Origin of the sequence: Candidatus Brocadia sapporoensis, assembly GCF_001753675.2 — a bacterium.
In the GTDB taxonomy this organism is placed as follows: Bacteria; Planctomycetota; Brocadiia; order Brocadiales; family Brocadiaceae; genus Brocadia; species Brocadia sapporoensis.
Window position 1 is genome coordinate 1 of sequence record NZ_MJUW02000030.1, and the last position, 19,045, is coordinate 19,045.

Genomic DNA, 19,045 nt, shown 5'->3' on the forward strand with positions numbered 1-19,045 from the left:
CCTTTAGTATATAGGCTCCGTTCTTTAACTGACTTTGTGACGGATAGATTGAGCGGATAATTACCGGCAAATCCTGACGGGTGAGGACGAGCGCGGTTGGCCCGTCTTTATGGTTGAGCGCCACGATCCAGGCAGCAGCCGTTTCTGTGGCGTCCGAAGGCCGTATCACCAGGAGATTAGGTATGGCGCGGAGAGATGACAAATGTTCGACCGGCTGGTGGGTAGGGCCGTCTTCTCCGACAAAAATGCTGTCGTGAGTAAACACATAGATCACCTGGATCTTCATCATCGCTGCAAGACGGATGGAAGGGCGCATATAATCAGAAAACATCAGGAATGTTGAGCCATAGGGAATAATGCCGCCATAAAGCGCCAATCCGCTTAACATTGCACCCATGGCATGCTCCCTGATTCCAAAATGGATGTTTTTTCCAGAGAACTGATTTTTTTCCAAGGAAGAGGAGTTTTTTATAGAGGTCTTTGTTGAAGGGCTGAGGTCTGCAGAACCCCCCATAAAAGAGGGCACCCTCTGGGCAATCACTTGAATCATATCTCCCGACGCTGAACGGGTGGCAATAGATTCCTTTTTGATGGTTTTCAGTAACTCAAGTTCCAAATCGCCAGGTATTTCTTTCTTAAAACAAGCATTCCACGCTTGAGATAGGGCGGGATCGTCTTTGACATGTCTCTTGAACAGTTCTTGCCACTGTGTATACTCTTCTTTCAGCTCGGCAACACGACCCTGGCAGAGTTGCTTTACTTCGTCTGGAATATAAAATGCAGGGCTTTTAGGCCAACCAAGATTTTCCTTTGTCAATTCTATCTCTTGTGCACCCAGCGGTTCACCATGAGCGGATGCCGTATCCTGCTTATTAGGACTTCCTTTGCCAATGTGTGTCCTGGCAATGATCAGCGAAGGCCTCTCTCTTTCATTCCGTGCCGCTTCGATAGCCTCAACAATTTCATTATGATTGTGTCCGTCTATATGAAGCACCCGCCAGTTATAAGCTTCAAATCGTTTCCCAACATCCTCGGTAAAGGTAAGGGAGGTATTTCCTTCAATAGATATCCGGTTGCTGTCGTAAATATAGATAATATTGGACAGGCCGAGATGTCCTGCTAACGAAGCTGCTTCTGAAGTAATTCCTTCCATCAGATCCCCGTCACTCACTACCCCGTAAATGTGATGATCAATAAGCGTCCTGCCGTTTTTATTAAATCGTTCAGCCAGCACTCGTTCCGCCAGCGCCATTCCTACCCCGTTGGCAAATCCCTGACCCAATGGGCCGGTTGTAACCTCAACTCCCGGAGTATGCCCGTATTCCGGATGACCAGGGGTCTTACTCCCAAATTGACGGAACCGCTTAATTTCGTCCAGAGACAAATCGTACCCAAAGAGGTGCAGCAATGAATACTGCAACATGGAACCATGCCCTGCAGACAGGATAAAACGATCGCGATTGGGCCACTGCGGGTCTGTTGGATGAAACCGCAGGAATTGCATCCACAGGACAAAGGCTATATCGGCAAAACCCATGGGAAGGCCCGGATGGCCAGATTGCGCCTTTTCAATGGCATCCGCTGAGAGCATTCGTAAGGTGTTTACGGCCAGATTTATCTTCTGCTTATCTATTTTTTGTATTAGCATGCAAGTTATTCTCCTAATTCCTTTGATTTTAACGTAGCCGCTTCAACAGCATTGATGACAGCCGAGCGGAAGCCACTATCTTCTAGTTTGCTTAGTCCTTCAATCGTCGTACCACCTGGTGAGGTCACGGCATCCTTTAACTGTGCTGGATGCTGTCCCGTTTCCAAAAGCATCTTTGCAGCCCCCAAAACGGTTTGCGCTGCAAGGATGGTGGCTATATCCCTGGGCAGTCCCATTTTGACACCTCCGTCAGATAACGCCTCGATAAACATGTAAACGTATGCAGGCCCACTTCCACTCAGTCCTGTCACGGCATCCAAATATTTTTCGTCCATATGGAAAACCTTCCCGACGGAGTTAAATATAGTAGACACCAATTGCCCGTCCTTTTGGGTGGCATGCAAGCCCAGAGCAAATGCCGTCGCTGATAGACCTACCAAACAAGGGGTATTAGGCATTACCCGAATAACGCGAACACCGGATTGCAGTCTCGATTCAATGCACTGTATCGGAATGCCCGCTGCAATCGATACCACTAAATGTCGTTGGGTAATGCTGTTTTTTAAATCGGCAAGTATCTCGTTCACCATCTGTGGTTTTACCGCCAGGATAATAATATCAGCAAAGGAGGCTACGTCTTTATTGTTTTGCGTAGTTTGTATACCAATCTCCTGGCTTAATAATTTGCATCGTTCAGCCAAAACGTCGCTTGCAATTATACGGCTAGCTTCACTCAGCCTGGAATTAACCATGCTTTTACAAAGCGCCTCCCCCATCTTCCCGCAGCCAATAAACCCTATCTTTTCTTGCAACATGACGGATATTTTCTTTTTCAAGGATAATTGATATGAAATTTGCATCCATATCTTAGCATTTTTACTCCTCATAATTCTATATCTTTTTGCTTCATGCTTCATTTTCCAGGATTATTCAACCAGAAGGAACAAAAACCACGTTGTCGTTCCTGTGAAAACAAGCATCCAGTCTTTCGCTATTTTTCTGGATTTCCACGTGCGTGGGAATGACACAGGGGAACGGAATGTAACTTATTTAAGACGTTTGTTATATCATGCCTGCTAATCACCGTTTAAATTTTTCATCCATTCAATTTCCCTTAACGGTAAGGACAGGCGATTACCTTATTTGAGAGGTTCTAAAGGCATTCTTGTTTCTTATGTCAGGACCCTGTCATTATCTTATGCTCAAAGGCAAGCCTTTCCCATAAGCCAGATATCTGCTACGTTAAGACTTTCCGTCCAGAAAATGGTTTCACTCGGGAATAGCAGATAATATCAGTCATTTTTTCAAGAATCTGGTTGACAAGTCACTGGAAATTTACTATAAAACTCATGTTTTTAATGCTTTAAAACCCACCTTAAATTAAAATCATACATATAATATAGGAGCGGCCATTGACTACCATTAGTTGTGTTAAGGCACGTGAGATTTTAGATTCCCGGGGAAATCCCACCGTTGAAGCAGAAGTCTTTTTAAAGAATGGAGTGATGGGCCGAGCCGCTGTGCCATCAGGGGCATCCACAGGGAAGCGGGAAGCACTGGAAATCAGGGATTCAGACAAACCGTTCCGTTATATGGGCAAAGGCGTACAAACCGCAGTAAAAAATGTGAACGAACTTATTGCTCACAAGCTTGAAGGAATGGATGCAACCCGACAAGTTGAGATCGATAATCTTTTGATTTCACTGGATGGAACAAAAAACAAAGAAAGACTGGGCGCCAATGCCCTGCTGGGCGTTTCCCTGGCCGTAGCCAAGGCAGCAGCAAATGCCTTGTCTCTCCCGCTTTACCGATACCTTGGCGGTACAAATGCCAAGATTCTGCCGGTACCTATGATGAATATACTGAACGGCGGTAAACATGCGGACAACAATCTCGACATCCAGGAATTTATGATCATGCCTATTGGCGCAGACAGCTTTGCCGAGGCATTACGCATGGGGGCTGAGGTATTTCACAACCTCCGGACGGTATTAAAATCCAGGAATTATAATACCAACGTAGGCGACGAAGGCGGTTTTGCCCCGAGTCTCAAAACCACAGAAGAGGCCTTCGAGCTGATCCTGGAGGCGATAAAAAAAGCGGGTTACAGCGCGGGCAAGGACATCTATCTGGCGCTGGACGCGGCTGCCAGTGAATTTTATAAAGATGGTAAATATGTGTTACGGGCAGAGGCTGGCGCAAAAAAGACCAGCGACGACATGATCGATCTCTATACGAAGTTTTCAAGCAAATACCCTATTTGCAGCATAGAAGACGGCCTTGCAGAAGAGGATTGGGATGGCTGGAAAAAGTTAACCAATAGTCTGGGAGATAACATTCAGCTTGTTGGTGACGACATTTTTGTAACAAATACGGAAATTTTAACCAAGGGGATAGAACAGGGAGTAGCCAATTCCATCCTCATCAAGGTCAATCAAATCGGCACCCTTACCGAAACCCTGAACGCCATAGAACTGGCCAGAAGGAATGGATACACCACGGTTATTTCACACCGCTCAGGAGAAACGGAAGATACCACCATTGCCGATATTGCCGTGGCTACAAATGCGGGACAAATCAAAACCGGTTCTCTCTGCAGAACCGATCGAATAGGAAAATATAACCAACTCCTGCGTATCGAAGAAGATCTTTCTGACAACGCTATTTACGGAGGTAAACTATGCAAAATGCTAAAATAGGCATGTCCGATAGTGAAGAGAATTCCTCTACTGCTTTTCCTTCCTTTGAAACATCATCTCTCCATGGAGAAAGAGCCGAAGGAAGAGACAGGAATTCCTATTTCAACAAATTCGTGATCCTGGTGTTTATAACATCCGGTGTGATAATTTTCTTCTCCTGGACAATCAGCAAGATACGGCAGGACAGAGTCCGGATGCTGGAAGTTAAAAAGGTATTGGAAAAGCAGGCTACACGGCTGGAGGCTGAAAATCTCCGGCTTGAAAATGAATATTCTGCTTTAAAAAAAGACCCGGTCCGCATTGAAAAAGAGGCACGGGAAGTTCTTGGATATACCGGATCGGATGAAATTATTTATAATAAATATCATTTCCGCATTAAAAGCACCACACCGAATGAGCCGGAAAAAATTCCCGCACGGAACCGATGGAAGGCATTCCTCTTTGATGGTGCATTTCCCTGGCAGTTTCCTGCCTTCGTCATTCTTATTGCCGTGGCCTATTATGTAATATCCTATCACTATGAATACAGAAAACTATGTAAATCAGATTGTTAAACATGCAAAGATTGCGTCACGATCCATTGCCTCAGCAAATACCGCAGTAAAAAACACCGCACTTCAATATATTGCAGAAGGTATTCTTTCCTCAACCTCTGCGATCAAGGCAGAAAATGAAAAGGATGTCTTGGCGGCTCAAAAAGCCGGGCTTTCTGAGGCTATGATCGACCGGCTTCGGCTCACTGACAGCCGTATCGGGGGTATGGCTGAAGGCGTCAGACAAATCATTCATCTTGCCGACCCTGTCGGTGAACTTCTGTGGGGACATACCCGTCCAAATGGGTTACAAATTCAGAAAGTACGGGTACCCATCGGCGTTATTGCCATTATCTATGAATCCCGCCCCAATGTTACAGCCGACGCGGCATCCTTATGTTTAAAGGCGGGAAATACCGTCATTCTGCGCGGCGGGAAAGAATCGATTCATTCAAATATTGCAATTTATAAAATTCTCACATCTGCTTTGGAAAGAGCAGGACTGGACACACGGGGTATCCAGCTTATCGAACTTATAGACCGTGAGGCTATCGACTACTTGTTGAACGCAGATCAATATATAGATGTTGTTATTCCCCGCGGTGGTGAGGCGCTTATTCGCACGGTTGTAGAAAAATCTACCATACCGGTTATTAAGCATTACAAAGGAGTGTGTCACACCTATGTAGACGAATATGCTGATCTCACCATGGCTGAAGAGATTTGTTTTAACGCAAAGGTACAACGCCCCGCCACCTGTAATGCTATGGAAACGATGCTGGTACATGAAAAGATCGCGCAAAGGTTTTTACCAGTCGTGACAAATAAATTGAGAAGTTCAGGCGTAGAAATACGGGGTTGTGATAAGACCGGTAAAATCGCGGGTAATATGAAACATGCCGTAGAAGACGATTATTATCAGGAATACCTTGACCTGATCTTAAATATAAAGGTAGTAAAAACCCTGGATGAAGCCATTAGCCATATTGCCACGTATGGATCAAATCATTCTGATGCCATCGTCACCGACAATGTCAATTCCGCCATGAAATTTACGCGGGAGGTTGATTCGGCAGCCGTGTACGTCAATGCCTCCACACGTTTCACTGACGGTTACGAATTTGGCATGGGCGCAGAAATTGGCATCAGCACTGACAAGCTTCACGCCCGAGGCCCCATGGGACTTGAAGAACTTACCACATACAAATTCGTAGTTTTTGGAAATGGACAGCTAAGGAAATAAGATTGGGGAAAATCTTACCGATTGTCCACAAGTTTATGCCCACAATCATTGCTGTCCAAAATTGAATTTTCACCGCTTTGGCACTGATTCTCTCAAAGATCCTTATCGTGAGAGTCTGTTTGAGAATCTTAAAAAAACGGTTCAACCAGCCATTTCAACTTTCTTCTTATCATTCATATAAATTTTTAGTAGAATTTTAAAAATGAAAACCATATTCGAAAACCTCATTGAGTAAAGGTGTTAATCATGGAAGAGCATGTCATGCCTTTAAATGACCTGCGCCTGAGCGAACAGGAGCGTCTGACTCGCAAAGACTATTTGGACTTTACAGAAAGAGATGCAACCCTGTTGAAAGAGTTAAACGGCCTTATCCATCGGCATGCTGACGATATCATAAGCAATTTCTTCCGTCATCTCCTCCGGTTCGAAAAAACCAGGGTATTTTTAGCCGATGGAGACACGATGAAAAAGGTTAAACGCACGCAAAAGGAATATCTCCTGATGTTAACTGAGGGGAATTATGGCGAGAAATACTTTACGCATCGTTTAAATGTGGGAAAAACTCACGATCGCATCGATCTGCATCCCAATTGGTATATCGGCGCATACTGCTTATATCACAGACTGATCTTTCCTCTTATCATTGAAAACTATAAAGACCAGCCGGACAAGATGACAGACTATCTCCTCGTGATGGATAAGATCATGAACCTGGATATGCAACTGGCAATAGACGCCTACATTCACAGTTACCACGCAGCACTTGAAGAAAAGATAAGACTTACCGAGACACAAAACAGAAAGATAGAAGCCGCCAACAGGTCCAAGAGTGAGTTTCTCGCCAACATGTCACATGAACTGCGGACTCCATTAAATGCAATCATTGGTTTTTCTGAAGTGCTTAGGGATAATCTGTGCGGTGTTTTAAATGAAGAACAGACGGAGTTCGTTATTGATATTCACAGCAGTGGCCAACATCTGTTGCAGATGATCAATGATATTTTGGATCTTTCAAAAGTAGAATCCGGTAAACTGGAATTAAAATATGAAGAATTTGAGATAGGCAAGGCTATAGAAGCCGTCTTAATAACTCTGAAAGGGCTTGCAAACAAAAAGTCACTTACTATAGAAACCATAATCCACAATCCATGTGACCGGCTCGTTGCAGACCTTACCAAATTCAAACAAATGTTATATAATCTGCTTTCCAATGCTATTAAATTTACTCCGGAAAAGGGAAATATTACTCTCCATACGACATCACTGAAAAGAGAAAAAGATTTTATTGAAATTAAAGTTATGGATACAGGCATCGGGATAGCTCCCGAAGATTACTCAAAAATTTTCGTGGAATTTTCACAGGTCGACAGTTCTCACTCGCGCAAATACGAAGGAACAGGATTGGGTCTTGCCCTCACGAAGAAATTAGTTGAAATGCATGGTGGCAAAATAGGCTTTGAAAGCAAAGTGGGTGTTGGCAGTACCTTTTATTTCATCCTGCCGGTAAATACAAATGCCCAAGTTGAAAAAGAGAGTGCCCATTTATCTGAAAAACCGGTAAACCGGGGGACTATTCTGGTAGTAGAAGATGACCCTAAGACGAGCGAACTATTATGTGTTTTTTTAAACAAATCAGGATACCAGACAATTACCGCCTTCGATGGTGAAGAAGCCTTGCTAAAGGCAAGGCAATTTAAACCTTCTGCTATTACCCTGGACATAATGCTCCCCAAAAAAGACGGATGGGAAGTATTAAAAGAACTGAAGGAGGATACCGAGGTTAAAGATATTCCTGTACTGGTAATTTCTCTTGTAGATAATAAAGATATCGGTTTTGGGTTGGGTGCAACAGATTATCTCAGCAAACCGGTAAGCAGGAATGATCTCTTGTCAAAACTCTCCTCATACGGATTTCTCCCCAAAACCAATAACTTATACACGAAGGTATTGATTGTTGACGATGATCATAAATCGGTAGAATTACTCAACACCATCCTCCGTGCTGAAGGATATGATGTTTTAACGGCTTCAGGAGGAAGAGAAGGAATCGAAAAGGCTTTTCACCATAAGCCTGACCTGATCCTTTTAGACCTGATGATGCCGGAAGTCAGTGGATTTGACGTTGTGGATAAATTAAGAATGTCACCGGAGACTAACACAATTCCCATTATCGTGGTTACTTCAAAGGATCTGACACCGTCAGATAAGGAAAAGTTAAATCACTGCGTTTCATTAGTGGTAAAAAAGGGGATGTATTCCAACGAACGATTCCTGAGCGACATTGCCGCCTTAAGAAAACATTTATAAAGTCGGAAGGAATCTCCCGTTCTTCTCTATCGATGAAACACAATATTTGAAGGAACTATGCTATTTAATGGCAAAATGACATAAAAATCTGTTCCTCTCCCTTCTTCGCTTTCCATATAGATACATCCCTTATGATCCTTTATTATTCGATAGACAACAGCAAGACCAAGCCCTGTTCCCTTGTCTTTATTCGTAAAGAATGGTTCAAAGATGTGTGCAATTTTTCCCTTAGGAACCCCCATGCCATTATCTGAGACCTTTATCACAAAATATTGTTTTCCCGTTTGCTCTGATTGAGAAGGATCAAACGTGAAAAATATACTCTCGGAATTTATTTTTGCCATTTTTCTGAATTCAGAAACCGTGTCTATGATTTGAGTGTTCACCTGAATACAGCCGTTTTCCGGTAGTGCGTCAAGACTATTTTGCATAATATTAATGAGCACCTGCCTTATTTTATCCTCATCTGCAACTAGCTGACATCTTTGCTCCTCTAATGTCGCGGTTATCTCCGCACCTTTATTTGCAGCCGTATGTTTGAGCAGATTTATGGTGTCCATTATACAACCATGAGGGTCTATACTCCGTATAACAGAATTAGAAGGTTTTGCCAAATTTAGCATATCTTCAATAATTCTGTTGATCCTTCCGATTTCCTTTAAGGCAATCTCACGGAAGTTCGTATGGAACTCAACATCATCTCTTTTGTAAGGGAGGAGTTGAAAATAGGTATTTATGGCTACCAGGGGATTTTTTATTTCATGGGCAATATTAGAAGCGAGAGTGCCAAGATATGCAAGCCGGTCGGCATGTTGTTTTTCCATCTGCAGCAATTTCAGTTCCGTCAAATCGGTCAGAATTATGAGTGCGCCGAGCTTTTCTCCGGCCTCAGTTTTTAGCTGTGTTATGGTCACGCTGCACGGAACTTTTTTTTCGTCTCTCTCGATGAACGTTTCGATATCACGATAGTCTACATTATTCTTTAGGGTATGACGCAGCAAATGATGGGTGTCTTTATTAAGAGCACTGAGCGTAGTCCCGTTAGAACCGGTACTTTCTAAGCCAAGGATAATTTTTGCCTCACTATTGATCAGCGTGACTTCCTCATGAATATCTACAGCAATTACCCCACATTTTAAACTTTGAAGAATATTATCCCGATAGGTCTTGGCCTCATCCAGTCTTGAATAGAGGCGGGCATTATGAGCAGCCATCGCCAATTGGCCGGAAAATGCAAGAAACATCTGAATATCTTCCTGGGTAAAGACACTCTTACTTACCTTCCTGCCCAGGAGGATTATGCCAAGGAGGTTGTTTTCCTGAAAAACCGGGACACAACTGTCTATGTCCATGGATGCCATGGTTTTTTCCAATACCTGGTCAAGCTCACTATGCGTAAAACGATTCAATTGTTCTTTCGAAAGAACGGTTCTCTTTTCGCGAAGCCACGTAACAACAGCATCATGGTTGAGGAAACACAACGTGTCTTCAGATACCAGATTGATAGCCGCTTTTAGGTGGTAATCTTTGGTTTTTTCATCCTTTATCAGTATTCCTATCTTCTGAATACCGACAGAGTCATATAAATATTGGATGGCAAAGTGAAGGAGTCTGTTCAAATCATGGATAGAAGAAAACATCATCATAGAACCGCTCAGTATCTTCGGGTGGCTATACCTGGTATGGAAGAAATTGTTTTCAATAAAGTGTTGAATTGATTCTCTGGCAATCACAAAGGTTAAGACCATTACCATTATGGATACTACGTTAGTTACGGTCTCTTTGTACTCTGATACCGGGAGTATTCTGCTCATGACGAGTCCAACTGTAAAATAGATTATACTGAGAATGACGGAGAGAGCGGCATAAACAGTGCTGCGTTTAATCACTACGCTGATATCCATGAGATGATACTTTGCGATAGCGTAAGCGACAGTAATCGGAATAGGAACGGCTACGAGCGGGACAAATACTTCAGCCTGCCACAGACCTAATATTGGCATGACAAAATTGGTAATGATTCCCAGAAATACGGACATTGCCACCCCGAAGTATAAATACTGGACCTGCAATCTCTTTATCCCGTAAAAGCAGACACTTTTCCTGTAAAGGGTATATAATGAATATGCCATGCAGGTAATAAAATAAAGCCAAAATATGGGAAATAACGGACTGTATTTAGCCTGAGGAAATCGTTCTACAAAGGACACGGACTCGACGATATGGGAAGAAAATAAAACGAGGAGAATGCTTATGACAAAAAAGGATATGCTGTAATAACGATCAATAGATCTTTCCGTCCGGTCAGGAAAAACAGTCGAAAAAGAAAAAAAGGAAGATGGAATGAAGACGGCGGCACAAAAAACGAGTCTGAGTCTGAAGGTAGCAAATGCGGGATCTGTTGTCTGGAGCAAAAAATAAATAAAGAATATCCACACGGCCACGGCTTGCGCAAAAACGCAAAATCGCTTGTTAATGATGTTTGTTGGATTTCTCAGAAGTACAAAGATTCCGATCCCAGCAATCAGCAGAAAAAGGAAAATGAACATTGCCTGACTTATGAGCATGTCTTTTATTCCTGCGAATATTTCCTTAATACAAGAACGGCGTGAGTCCCCCCAACACTATGGCTATTAATCAACGCCGTGCCCATAGGGAAACGCCTGGAGTGGAGTGGAACATAATCAAGGTCACAGAGAGGATCGGGCATCTCCAGATTAATGGTGGGAGTAACAAATCCGTTCTTTAAACAAAGGCTCGTTGCAACTACCTGAAAGCCACCTCCGGCCGCGTATGCCTGTCCTGTCATAGACTTTATTGAACTTACCGGAATTTTATACGCATGCTTTTGAAAAAATGTTTTGAAGGCATTGGTTTCTGACACATCATAACTCGGAATAGCATTCCCATGTGCACAGATATAGTCTATCTCTTCCCTTCTCATTTTGCCAAAAGTTAATGCCTGCTCTATTGCGGAAACCAACGCCTGCCCACTAAGATCAACCCGAACGACATCCTGCGCATCACAGGTAGATGCATAGGATACAATTTCAGCATATATCGTTGCTCCCCTCTCTAACGCATGATTTAGTTCTTCGATCACCACAGCAGCTCCACCCTCACTGATGACCATGCCATCACGTCCTTTATCGTAGGGTCGCGAAGCCTTCTCAGGTGCTTCATTTCTTTTTGAAAGAATTCCCAGGGCGCAGAAGGTAGACATGGCAAAGGGGAAAATGGGGGCATCTGAACTCCCCACGACTGCCACATCCACCTCTCCCCGCCTAACCATCTTAAAACCCCAGTTTATAACTTCAAGCCCGGTTGAGCACCCGGATGACAGCGTTGAGTTGGGTCCGGTAATTTTCAATTCCGAGCATATATAACCAGTTGCCACGTGTGGCGTAAATTCAGGGGCTGTAAAACGGTTAACCGCCTTTGGACCTAACTCCAAGAATCTCCGGTGCTGGCTTTCATAGATATCATTTTCAGCGCCTATCGTTGTCCCAAAGCACACGCCGCACCTGTCCCGGTTCTCGGTGCTCAGGTCTATTCGGGAGTCTGAAACTGCCATCTTTGATGCTGCAACACCAAAATGGGTAAATCTTCCGCTTCGCTTGACCAATTTTGAGTCAAAGTAATCGCAGGGATTAAAGTCCTTTACCTCACCTGCAATCTGTGTACTGAACGGAGATGAATCAAAGGAAGCAATTTTTTTTATCCCCGATCGTCCTTTAATCAGAGCATCCCAATACGCATCTTTTCCATTACCATTGGGGGCTAATATCCCCAGGCCCGTGATAACGACGCGCCTTGCTTTCATAAAACTTTTCCTCCCCACGAAATATCCGTCTCCGCCGGAGAGAAATTTTTCTCTGCCAGTTTACGGCTGTATGCGTTTATTTTTCGGTAAACATCATTCAGGAAGCGATAATCCGTTGTCAACAAAGCCAAATCGCTTTTTGTCTTAAATTCCTCTAATCCTCTCTGGCCTGTAAATCCTGCACTCCTTGCCGCAAGACAATGCTCATCGGACACGTTTACCGTGTAACCCATTTCCCGCACCTTTTTCTCCATGAAGGCGGACATCTTCAGCATGTCCTGGAAGTTTATTCCCTGCAGGGAGATATTCAGGTCTCTCCAGGTGCTTGGGTCTTTCGCCAGTTCATACTCGTATCGTAAGACCGTTTGGTGATAATTATCGGGCAAGTTAAATCCGAATCTTTCTGGCTCTTTTTGCCATGCCGTCCCAGGTAAGGGAGCAGCAGGGGTTATCAGAACCGAATCCGGTTTGCAATCCTCATGTTCTAATTTCCGAAGTAAATGCAAATTCTCTTCCAAAATCTGCTCGTGTGTTATACCACTTCCATACGGTACTGGGCAAGGATAAATCATACTGATTCCAACATCAAGATGCATTCTTTCGTTGCGGGATGCCTGCTTTAGGGCCTTAATCGTGAAGTAAAAATCCTCCGTAGTATTCCCCTTATTCATTATCGCTGAAAGAACTTCGTCGTTTGCTGTCTCAACGCCAAGAAAAACTGCCCGAAGTCCTGAGCGTACGATCTTTTCATAGGCTGCAACAAGCTCTTCTGCCCTCTCTTTTGCCCTGGTCTCTGCCCGGATGAACATTGAATACTCAATCTGCAAGCCTTCCGTTAAAATAGCATCGGCGATTCGGCTGCTCAATGAAACGGGTGTTGCAGAACCTGCAAAACGAAAGAGTCCGATACCTGTTTCCTCCAAAGTATTTTTTATTTCTTGAATGGTCAGTGCAACATCTCTGGCTTGATATCTGCCGGTAATATTTGGATGCGTACAAAACTTGCACTTCCCGTAATAACAGCCAGAGGATTCGTTTATAACTGCAATATTTACCTTCCTGTCCTCCTTTTCATAGAAGGGAAAAGGTTTTGCATTTAGAGGAAGCCGCTTAACCGGTGTTTCCCTCACGATACCGTTGGCATCTCTATATAATAAATTAAAAATCTTACCCGCCTCTGCAAGTTCCGTAATTTTTTTTATTACATCGGATTTCAGACCTCCGCAAGCAGAAATTTCCCGCACAAGCGTAAGAATCTGTACCAGCGTTACTTCACCCTCAACATCAATACAAAAGTCAAAAGGGCTACTTTCCAGCGCACATGCCTTAAATTGATTGACCTGTGGTCCGCCGGCGATCACCAAAGTCTCCGGGCTTTGTTCTTTTACCATTTGTGCAAACTTCTCGGAATAGGTAAATCTGTCGCCAAGCCATGTCTTAATTCCTAGCACTTTAACCCGATCTTTACGCACCTTGTTAACCAGAGCAGAAAGGTATCCTTCCATTTTTTCTTTGATAATCTCATTGAGATTATTCTGGAGGATGTTCCACTCATTCCTGGACGCTACCCTATCTTCTTCCGTCTTTGGCTTAAAAACATGGGGAAAGAGTTCGAACAGCTTTGATGTAAGGTTGTTTTTTGTAAATGTGGTATAGAATTCAATACAAGCCGGATCTTCAACCTCAACGGAAAAACCTGCGTCCCGGCATGCTCTTGAGAGTATTCCGATACCATTCTCCCTGAAACAATCACTAACGGAATATGCCTTTCCCATAAATGAATTCCATAGCATAATGTCTGTGCCTTGTGTTGTCTGCATAGTCGTTATCCTAAAAATTTTGCCGGAGGTATAAAGTTAGTGCATGCAACAATTCAGTTTTCTGTGTCTGCAATTCCATATTTCTGCATCTTATAACTAATAACGCGGCGGGTAGTTCCGAGGAGCCTGGCTGCCTTTGATTTCACACCCCCGGATTGATGAATAGCCTGTTCAATAAGTTGCTTTTCAACTCTTCCTACTTCATCCTCTAACGTGATTCGCCAGTTCCCATCTGACTTCACTCGTTGCAGATTCCGGGACGAAATACCGGTAACTTCAATTGGAAGATGTTCAGGAAAGAGCGTCAACTCATTTCCGTAAAGTGCAAGAGTTCTCTCCATAACATTCTTCAGTTCCCTAACATTTCCCGGCCAATGGTACTTTAGTAATGCTTCCATAGCTTCTTTTGAGATGTATTCCATTTTTGCATGACACTCCTTTCGAAAAATACCGAAGAAGTGTTCTACCAATTGTGGAACATCCTCTTGTCTCTCACGAAGTGGCGGAAGATATAGGGGAACTACATTGATACGATAGTAAAGGTCTTCACGAAATCGGCCATCTTTGATCATGGATTCCAAATCTCGATTTGTTGCGGCAATAACACGCACATCCGTCTTTATAACGGCATGGCTGCCTAAACGGGAGAACTCTTTCTCCTGAAGGATTCTCAGGAGTTTAGCTTGCAGCGGGAGGCTTATCTCACTGATTTCATCGAGAAATATCGTACCACCTTCAGCTATTTCAAATTTCCCCAGACGCCTCTCATATGCACCGGTAAATGATCCCTTCTCATGCCCAAAAAGTTCCGCCTCGAGCAATTCGCCGGCCAGATTTGGACAACATACCACAATAAAGGGCTCCTCCCGGCGGTTACTATGAAAATGGATTGCACGCGCCGCTAATTCCTTACCAGTTCCACTTTCCCCCCGTAAAAGAACCGTTGAGTCCACCCGGGAGACTCTGGAAATAATATCAAGTATTTCCTCCATTACCCTGCTACGTCCTTGGATTAGTTTGTTAATCAAATGGCTTTTAGATTCTGAACGAAGATACCGAACTTCCCGGCTTAAGCTTTTAAACTGCAATGCTTTTTCTATGGTTATCTTAATCTCTTCTACCCCAAAGGGTTTTACAATATAATCTAACGCACCAAGCTTAACCGCCTCGACAATTGCTTTTACGTCATTTACTGCGGTTAACACGACGACACCAGCCTCTTGACCCAAAGGTTGCAACCTCCTGAGGAATTCCAACCCATTCATTTCATGCATTTTTATATCAAGAAGGACAAGATCCACATGTTCTTTTTCCAGTATCTTTAAGGCTTCTCTTCCATTGAGAGTACTTAGTACCTTATAGCTATCCTTTACGATAAGCCTGAGCGATTCAACGACACTGGATTCATCATCTACAAGTAATATTGTTTTCATAGAGAATCTGAGACAAACAAGAAAGATAAAATACCCTTTTACCCGGCGCCATAACACTACTGTCCACTGTAAATCATTCTTTTGAAATACAACCTATTAAACCCCTGATAAATATTCTTTTGGAAGAACAAGCACCCTTCCAACGCTCTTACAGAAATAAGTCATCATTTGAAATAAATTTCGACAATATTTCTGTGGGCGGTCCATTCGGAATATCTATCGCAAACGCCTGTTGAAGGAGTAGAAGAAAGGCCTTTTCGGTGTCTGTTTTGATAATCAATCTGATTGAGTAACAAGGATATTACTCAACTCATGTGAAATGCCGGATGAGGTATTTCGGTTTTCTAAATTCTTTACCTTACTCTCTAATTCCCTAACGGCACTTAAACTTAATTGTAATTTCCTAATTTCACTTATATCCGAAAATATCATAATTGCCCCCAACTCACCGCCAGCATCTAACAAAGAAGTACTTACTGAATATACGGCATGTGTAGTTGGGTGTGTAACCTCGCGCATCTCATACGTCTTCTTGTCTTTTAACGTTCTCAAAATAATATCCGTAAAGAGAGAACCGATGTGTTTTACATCCTTTCCGAGGATATCGTGCGAAGAAATGCTCAGCATCTTAGCAGCATTCTTGTTAAAGGCATTAATTCTGCCATTGCTGTTTATGGCAATTACACCACACGGGATATTTTCTAAAATGTTCTCATTTTGAATCTTCCTAAGATTTGCCTCACGATACAGAAATGCATTCTCAACTGCCATACCTATATACCCGGCCAGCATGGATAATAACTCAATGTCCTCATCAAAGAAAACCTTTCCGGTAATCTTGTTTCCTAATGTAATCATGCTACTGAGGTTTCCATAAGCCAAGACAGGAATACACAAACTGGCTTGCAAAATATTTATTTCCCTCTGAATATTTATCGCTTCACGTATGCTCAATTTATTACTTGCGACCTCCCGTTCTATAACGTCCTTGGTCAATATTTGATAATTTTTCGCTAGCCAGAGCATTATGCTCTCATTATTGTTAAAGCTAATTTTTTTAGCAACCGCCTCATCTATGCCTAGATACCGATAAGGCCTGCTCAGTCCTTCTTTCTTGTATACCAGCACAAATACCGCCTTACCCACACCAAATATTTCAGACATGGCCTCAACCGTCAAGTCTGCAAGTTTCCCAAGATCATGGACTCGCGCTAATACCTTCGAGAATTTTTGAAAGACCTCTTTGTATTTAAGATATATTTCACTCGTAGTCGGTTGCCTGTTAATTCCAGGTTCTGATAGCTCAGTTATTTTATTCGCTGGCTGTATATTTTTTATATGCGAGTGAATAAACCCCAGTTCTTTTTTCAGTGATTGTTTTTCCAACGCCCTCTTTGACGCATGCTGTATTGCATCATGAGTCAATGGCTTTTCAAGCAGTTCATATGCGCCGATCTTCAGAGCATCATCGGACAACATCGGCAGAGACTCCGGAATTACCAAAACAACCGTTGGTTCAATATTGATTTGTTTAAATTTTTCCAACAATTTGGTTGCACCATCGTTCTCCAGAAGAACGTCTAAAAACGTTATATCGATGTCTTTATTAAACAACAACTGCAATGCATCCTCATGAGACTTTGCATAGTAAATTACATAATCACCATTTAAAGACTTTTTAAAAAGGTTATTAACGGAATTATCATCCGAGACTATCAAAATTGAGTACATAATAAACCCCTTTCTAAAAAATCTTTGATTATAGAGAAAATGTCAATCAAATAAACATATCTATGAGCTTTTTAAATATGATACATAAGATTAATTGAACAATTATGTTCAAATCGCAATTACTGTACCAATTGTTGATAATATGTCGATTAAACATTTTAAGTATGTTGATTTATTATACATAAGACCATTGCGCCTTTGATTAAAAAATTTAAATCAAAAACAATAAACAAAAATGTGTTTACTTTATTGACATATTTTGTTGCATTATTTTTCATTTTCAGATATAAGTTTACAAAATTATCCAAAGAAGCTAACCGTCCGAGAAACCAAAGGCAAAAGAAAAATGATCATTTTTACAAATTCATACCATGTTTTAGACTGTAGTTTTTCAATAAATGTACAATTATAGCTATAAAATGAGAATCTTTATTCCTGGAAAAGGGACATTAAATAATGTTGTAGGTTTGTTCTATACCGTGTATTTTTTTGATCATAAAAAAATTGTTATTATCCAAAGAATGTAAATTAGTTATGAATCTTTTATTAAATTTTTCCTCGTAATTTGGCACAAAAAGTGTAATCTATAAATGTCTTTGAGGACTAAGGTATGGAACAAATAACAAAATCGACAAACATCCTGGTAATCGATGATGACCTTGGTGTAAGGGAATCGCTAAAGATCATTTTAAGAGATAAATATTGTGTTTCCACCACATCAAATATTGACGAAGCTATTGTCAGTATGGATACCGTAAAGCCGGAAATGATCTTTCTTGATATAAAAATGCCTAAAGCAAACGGTCTGGATTTTCTCAAACAGATGCGTTCCGCAAACACCACCATCCCTATAATCATGATTACGGCTCACCCATCTATAGAAAACACCATTACCTCTTTACGGAATGGCGCATTTGATTTTATTGTGAAACCTTTTCAACCAACAGAAATCCTTAATGTAGCAGAAAAGGCGTTGCATCATAGTAACGAACTATGGGAAAAAGACATGTTGGTAAATAATTTGAGGAAGGCCGCACAACAAAATTTCTTTTCAACGACAGAAGCGCTTTTACACGCTATAGACGCAAAAGATTCTTATACTGCTGGTCACTCTAAACGAGTGTCAGAACTTTCAGCATTTGTTGCCAAAGAATTGGGTAAAAATGAGCCGGAAATTGAAGTCCTACGATATAGTGCCTATCTTCATGATATAGGAAAAATTGGAGTCGGCGATCTTGTGCTGACAAAACCAAGCTACCTTACTCCGGAAGAATTTCATTTAATGAAACGTCATGCCGAGATTGGTTATAAAATTCTTACGCCAATAAAATTCTTGGAAAAATGTTTACCCATCGTGAGACATCACCATGAATGGTATAATGGCAAGGGTTATCCTGATGGTCTGGAAGGATCTGATATTCCCTTTGAAGCCAGTATTCTTTCAATTATAGATGCGTATGATGCCCTGACCACAGACAGACATTATCATAAGAAATATTCCCACCAGAAAGCCTGTGAAATTATTACCCAAGGGATACACACTCAATTTACGCCAACCGTGACAGAAAAGGTACTCGCCATTATTAATCGCCATCATGAAGCATACTTACAACAGGGACGGGCAGAAGAATCCTTAATTCTCTGACAATCGATTTTATACAAGCACTCTTCTGACCGGAGAACCTTTGCATAAAACGGTTTGCTTTTTCAGACTGAAAGGAACGGGTGCCTTTGGCGCATCTCATAGACGGTCACTATGATCTCATCACTCTATCATTGCTATGAATTTCACGTATGCGGTTTAAAAA

At 42.1% G+C, this 19,045-nt stretch carries 12 protein-coding genes; 5 read left to right on the forward strand and 7 right to left on the reverse strand.

Annotation, left to right across the window (positions count from 1 at the left end; translation table 11 throughout):
* Together tkt and proC are read right to left on the reverse strand one after the other, a co-directional pair.
* Positions 1-1,648: transketolase (gene tkt / locus BIY37_RS02730; RefSeq protein WP_070066309.1), on the reverse strand; the 1,648-nt coding region annotated here is incomplete at its 3' end.
* A 5-nt stretch (positions 1,649-1,653) separates the two neighbouring features.
* Positions 1,654-2,463 (reverse strand): pyrroline-5-carboxylate reductase, encoded by an 810-nt coding sequence (gene proC, locus BIY37_RS02735; RefSeq protein ID WP_070066334.1) that lies wholly within the window; start codon positions 2,461-2,463, stop codon positions 1,654-1,656.
* A gap of 597 nt (positions 2,464-3,060) precedes the next feature.
* Between proC and eno the strand changes: the two genes are divergently transcribed.
* The 4 genes from eno (at position 3,061) to BIY37_RS02755 (ending at position 8,430) form a co-directional block, all read left to right on the forward strand.
* Entirely contained in the window at positions 3,061-4,347 is a 1,287-nt protein-coding gene (eno, locus tag BIY37_RS02740; protein ID WP_070066310.1) for a phosphopyruvate hydratase, read from the forward strand.
* Complete coding sequence (locus tag BIY37_RS02745) at positions 4,329-4,901, forward strand: FtsB family cell division protein (protein ID WP_070066311.1); 573 nt, start codon at positions 4,329-4,331, stop codon at positions 4,899-4,901. Before eno ends, BIY37_RS02745 begins: the two co-directional genes overlap by 19 nt.
* The gene (locus BIY37_RS02750; protein WP_070066312.1) at positions 4,867-6,123 is read left to right on the forward strand and encodes a glutamate-5-semialdehyde dehydrogenase; all 1,257 of its coding nucleotides are present in this window, start codon (positions 4,867-4,869) and stop codon (positions 6,121-6,123) included. The genes BIY37_RS02745 and BIY37_RS02750 overlap by 35 nt, the downstream gene beginning before the upstream one ends.
* 246 nt (positions 6,124-6,369) lie before the next feature.
* The gene (locus tag BIY37_RS02755) at positions 6,370-8,430 is read left to right on the forward strand and encodes a response regulator (RefSeq protein WP_070066313.1); all 2,061 of its coding nucleotides are present in this window, start codon (positions 6,370-6,372) and stop codon (positions 8,428-8,430) included.
* A 26-nt stretch (positions 8,431-8,456) separates the two neighbouring features.
* Here the strand turns inward: BIY37_RS02755 and BIY37_RS02760 are convergent, their stop codons facing one another.
* From BIY37_RS02760 to BIY37_RS02780, 5 genes are all read right to left on the reverse strand, one after another.
* Positions 8,457-10,997, reverse strand: coding sequence for an ATP-binding protein (locus tag BIY37_RS02760; protein ID WP_070066314.1), 2,541 nt, complete (start codon positions 10,995-10,997; stop codon positions 8,457-8,459).
* 5 nt (positions 10,998-11,002) lie between these two features.
* Positions 11,003-12,253, reverse strand: coding sequence for a beta-ketoacyl-[acyl-carrier-protein] synthase family protein (locus BIY37_RS02765; RefSeq protein WP_070066315.1), 1,251 nt, complete (start codon positions 12,251-12,253; stop codon positions 11,003-11,005).
* Positions 12,250-14,073, reverse strand: coding sequence for a B12-binding domain-containing radical SAM protein (locus tag BIY37_RS02770; RefSeq protein ID WP_143299136.1), 1,824 nt, complete (start codon positions 14,071-14,073; stop codon positions 12,250-12,252). The genes BIY37_RS02765 and BIY37_RS02770 overlap by 4 nt, the downstream gene beginning before the upstream one ends.
* Positions 14,074-14,126: 53 nt before the next feature.
* Positions 14,127-15,506, reverse strand: coding sequence for a sigma-54-dependent transcriptional regulator (locus BIY37_RS02775; protein ID WP_070066317.1), 1,380 nt, complete (start codon positions 15,504-15,506; stop codon positions 14,127-14,129).
* Between the two features lie 276 nt (positions 15,507-15,782).
* Positions 15,783-17,237 carry a PAS domain-containing protein gene (locus tag BIY37_RS02780; protein WP_070066318.1) on the reverse strand — a complete coding sequence of 485 codons (1,455 nt, stop codon included), beginning with the start codon at positions 17,235-17,237 and terminating at the stop codon, positions 15,783-15,785.
* Between the two features lie 610 nt (positions 17,238-17,847).
* On the opposite strand from BIY37_RS02780, the gene BIY37_RS02785 reads away from it, so the two are divergent.
* A complete protein-coding gene (locus tag BIY37_RS02785) occupies positions 17,848-18,882 on the forward strand; it encodes a response regulator (protein ID WP_070066319.1) in 1,035 nt (344 codons plus the stop codon).
* Positions 18,883-19,045 lie beyond the last annotated feature (163 nt).